This is a genomic window from Tepidiforma sp., assembly GCF_034432735.1.
In the GTDB taxonomy this organism is placed as follows: Bacteria; Chloroflexota; Dehalococcoidia; order Tepidiformales; family Tepidiformaceae; genus Tepidiforma.
The window spans coordinates 1-3,101 of record NZ_DAOUBJ010000110.1; the positions used below are offsets into that span (position 1 = coordinate 1).

Here is a 3,101-nt window from a genome sequence, read left to right on the forward strand (position 1 = left end):
ACGCGAATTCCAGACCCCCGCAACCGACCGTAACCTCGGCCCCGATTTCAAGTACTGCGACCAGGTCGTCACCGCTTGGGTGCGAACCGACGTCACCTACGAATCCCAGTGCGAAGAAAAAGAGGTCGACAGCCGAAACGGCCTCCTCGCCACCGATTCCACGCCGGCCGAGTTCCGCAAGATCGCCAAGTTCGTCAAGCTCCCGGCCTTCAAACCGGAACTCGCAGAAGAACTCGCAAAGAAACGCGACATCCCCATCGCTCCCAAAGAAAAGAGCACCGGGCTCGCCGCAATCGCCATCGCCAACATCACCACCGGCCGTACCATCTCCGGCGACACCGAAGTCATCGGAACCGTCAACCCGCCCAGCCTCCGCAACTGGAAGCTCGAGCTCGGAAAGACATCCACCCCCACAGAATGGACCGTCATCGGCGAGGGCACCGCCAAGATCGAAAACGGACCCCTCGGCACCATCCGCATCGCTGGTCTCCAGGACGGCGTCTATACCCTCCGCCTCTCCACCAATGACGGCAAAGGGCTCACGCTTCAGGTCTACATCAACATCCGCCACACCGGTCCCCCCAACCCCGGCGTCACCCCCACTCCAATTGGTGCCACACCGACCAACGGCGCCACACCCACCCCCGGTCCTTGACCCATCGTCGTTAACGGCGTAGAGCAAAGCCAATAACCAAATCGAGGCCTCACCCGTGGGATACGCGCGCCCCGAACTGCTCGCCGAGCCCGAATGGCTCATCGACCACCTCCACGACCCAGGCGTGCGAATCATCGATTGCGCCGTCCTCGAAGCCTATCGTCGCGCCCACATCCCCGGCGCCGTACATCTCCCCGTCCATTACTACATCAAGGAGGCGGGGCCCCCAGGCGCCGACCACGGCACCTTCGTCATGCCCCCCGCTGAGTTCGAGGCCCTCATGGGCCGCCTCGGCGTCTCCAACGACACTCTCGTCGTCACCTACGACGACAACAACGCCCTCGTCGCCGCCCGCCTCTGGTGGGTCCTCAACTACTACGGCCACAGCAACGTGCGCGTGCTCAACGGCGGTTGGCACCGCTGGCTCACCGAAGGCCGCCCGATAACGTTCCACGCCAGCAAGCCCGCCCCGGCTACCTTCGTTGCCCGCCCCCGCCCCGAACTCATCGCCGATGCCGAATACCTCCGAGCCCACATCGACGACCCCACCTGTCAGATACTCGATGCCCGCACCGATGAAGAGTGGAACGGCACCAACGACCGCGGCAACCGCCGCGTCGGTCACGTCCCCGGAGCAAAACACCTCGAATGGCTCCGCTTCGTCGAACACACCGATACCCGCCGCTTCCTCCCCGCCGAAGAGATCGAACGGCTCCTCGCCGATGCCGGGTTCGACCGCGACCGAGCGACGATCACCTACTGCCAGGGTGGCATTCGCGCGGCCCACGCCGCCTTCGCGATGTATCTCGTCGGCTACAACGACGTTCGCGTTTACGATGGCTCGATGCGCGACTGGGCCAACCGCGACGATACGCCCCTCACGCTCGCCTAGTGGCCCACCCCGAAAATCGACACAGCCCCGACCGCGAGGCCGGGGCTGCCAATTTCGACTTCCTCGCGGTCTCCGACTACTCCGTTGTCGGGCCGACCGGTTCCTTCTCGGCCGGCTCACGCTCCCAACGAAGTAGTGCCTCCACCGTGAAACCGAGGTCCGCCCTCTCACAGAGCGACGAGCAGTACGTCATCTTCATGCCGCTCGGCGACTTCCGCCAGTCGTAGCGGAGGCCACACCGCGCACACACGCGGATGTTGTTGAGATTCATCCCGGTCGGGCCAGGACCGATCGGCGTGTCCATCATTGGCCTCCCTCGCACGGATTGGCCGCCTCGCGGGTCGGCTTCCCTCACACTTCCAGCGTAGGGCGCCGGGGACCGTTTCGTAAAGCGACCCACCCGACCTTGCTTACGTTCCCTCCCCGTCAGGCCGCGAGCAGCGCCCGCCACTCACCACGCACGTACTCGAATTCCCTCAGCAACGTCTCGATGGTGAACCCGAGGTCCGCCTTCTCGCAAAGACTGCCGCAGTAGGTCATCTTCAGATACGAACTCGCCGAACGACGCCAGTCATACGGCGCCCCGCAGCGTTGACAGATCCGCATATTCCCCTGCATCTCGAACCTCCAGCGCTGGGGTCCGCCAGCCCTCGTACTCCAATATTCGACAACTCGCCACGATCCGTTCACTCCATGAAAACCCGCACTCTCGCCCTTGGCCGCCCGCGACATCCAGACGAATCCCCGGGGCCACCCCACCGTCGCCACCTCTTCGCCCCTGCAATCGTCCCGCGGGATGAGAAAAACCGCTATCCCCGACGACATATCCAAATGCATGGACGCGCCCGGAAATACGATCACCTTCCGCCGCCCGCGGCCCCTCCCACCGCGCCTCCAGTCCCCAACGCCCGCGTTCCCCGCGGGCGCGTCATCCTCACCGGAGAACACCGCATTCGGCCGCCAACGATGCCTGCCCGTTCCTCCGCCCTCCGCTATCGTTAGAGGCAGCGCCGCTGCGCCGGAGGTCTCATGTTCCCGGCTCACCTCGCCACAACGGTCGAAGCCCGGCTCGCCGAACTCGCCCGAGCAGATATCGTCGGCCGCATTTGGGCCCGCGACCACACCGTCTGGCAGCACGACCCGTCCGAATGCGCCGACCGCCTCGGCTGGCTCACGGTCCACGAGCAGATGTTCGTGCGGCTGCCGGCCCTCGCACAGTTGCGCGGGCAGCTCCTCGACGCCGGCGCCAACACCCTCCTCCTTCTCGGGATGGGCGGCTCGAGCCTCGCACCCGAGGTCATGGCTACCTCGTTCGGCCCCGTCACCGGCGCCCTTGGCTTCGAACTACTCGATTCGACCGACCCGAGGCAGCTCGCTGACCTTCTGGAACGCCTCGACCTGGCCCAGACCGTCGTCGTCGTCTCGAGTAAATCCGGAACCACCGTCGAAACCCGGGCCCAGTTCGCCTTCTTTCGCGACAAAATTCCCGACCCCTCACGGTTCATCGTCGTCACCGATCCCGGGACCCCCCTGGAGGCCGAAGCGCGCCGGCTT

4 protein-coding genes and 1 pseudogene are annotated in these 3,101 nt (G+C 65.2%); 3 read left to right on the forward strand and 2 right to left on the reverse strand.

Annotated features, from left to right (window positions below):
• Both VAE53_RS10375 and VAE53_RS10380 read left to right on the forward strand, forming a co-directional pair.
• Positions 1-655: hypothetical protein (locus VAE53_RS10375; protein WP_322819305.1), on the forward strand; the 655-nt coding region annotated here is incomplete at its 5' end.
• A gap of 55 nt (positions 656-710) precedes the next feature.
• Positions 711-1,547, forward strand: a complete 837-nt coding sequence (locus VAE53_RS10380) for a sulfurtransferase (protein WP_322819306.1) — start codon at positions 711-713, stop codon at positions 1,545-1,547.
• A 76-nt stretch (positions 1,548-1,623) separates the two neighbouring features.
• Here VAE53_RS10380 and VAE53_RS10385 read toward each other — a convergent pair whose 3' ends face one another.
• Positions 1,624-1,851 carry a hypothetical protein gene (locus VAE53_RS10385; protein ID WP_322819307.1) on the reverse strand — a complete coding sequence of 76 codons (228 nt, stop codon included), beginning with the start codon at positions 1,849-1,851 and terminating at the stop codon, positions 1,624-1,626.
• A gap of 122 nt (positions 1,852-1,973) precedes the next feature.
• The gene (locus tag VAE53_RS10390; RefSeq protein WP_322819308.1) at positions 1,974-2,165 is read right to left on the reverse strand and encodes a hypothetical protein; all 192 of its coding nucleotides are present in this window, start codon (positions 2,163-2,165) and stop codon (positions 1,974-1,976) included.
• A 411-nt stretch (positions 2,166-2,576) separates the two neighbouring features.
• Here VAE53_RS10390 and VAE53_RS10395 point away from each other — a divergent pair.
• Positions 2,577-3,101: pseudogene (locus tag VAE53_RS10395) on the forward strand (glucose-6-phosphate isomerase); the annotation flags it as partial.

Coding starts and splice junctions, on each gene's coding strand:
- VAE53_RS10385 (WP_322819307.1), bottom strand. CDS start 1,851: ATGGACACGCCGATCGGTCCTGGCCCGACCGGGATGAATCTCAACAAC.
- VAE53_RS10390 (WP_322819308.1), bottom strand. CDS start 2,165: ATGCAGGGGAATATGCGGATCTGTCAACGCTGCGGGGCGCCGTATGAC.